The organism is Blautia massiliensis (ex Liu et al. 2021), from assembly GCF_052064225.1.
Classification (GTDB): domain Bacteria; phylum Bacillota; class Clostridia; order Lachnospirales; family Lachnospiraceae; genus Blautia_A; species Blautia_A fusiformis.
Genome location: NZ_JBQHWA010000093.1, coordinates 1 through 516 on the forward strand (window position 1 = coordinate 1; position 516 = coordinate 516).

The following is a 516-nucleotide window of genomic DNA, read 5'->3' on the forward strand; positions in this document are numbered from 1 at the left end:
TCCGTTAATGTTGTCTTTCCTGCGTCAACGTGAGCCAGAATGCCTAAGTTAATTATTTTCATGTGATTTTCCTCCTATCAACACCCAAAAAAGGGCATAAAAATACCCAGTGATAAATACTCCTATCACTGGGTAAATAACTCCAATAGCCCCAAAACACTTATATGTTTTCGGGCATATAAAATTACATGATAAAAGTATTCTTAAACTGGGTACAAAAAACTAAGCCCCATATTAAAAGTGAAACGGGACTGCTACTTTTTGTTCCCACTATCAAATTGACAGTTTATTTAAGAATACCTTGCCGCATATTTATTAACTCCTTGTATAATACTGAATCTAATTATATTCCTTAACCCTTTATTTGTCAAGCTGACAAACTAAAGCAGAAAAAGCGGCAGGATTTCCCCCTGCCACTAATCATCTGTTTATGCAAAAATAATTTCCTTTTCCACAATCTCCCTCGCACAAGCCCTTATGTTATTCGTTCTTCCAGTCCATTCTAAGGCGTTTTCT

At 35.9% G+C, this 516-nt stretch carries 1 protein-coding gene and 1 pseudogene; both read right to left on the reverse strand.

Features of this window, described 5'->3' with window-relative positions; genetic code table 11:
* The coding region (locus ACTNDQ_RS15440) for a GTP-binding protein (protein WP_141724521.1) at positions 1-62 on the reverse strand (62 nt) is incomplete at its 3' end.
* Between the two features lie 366 nt (positions 63-428).
* A pseudogene (locus tag ACTNDQ_RS15445) lies at positions 429-516 on the reverse strand (TnpV protein); the annotation flags it as partial.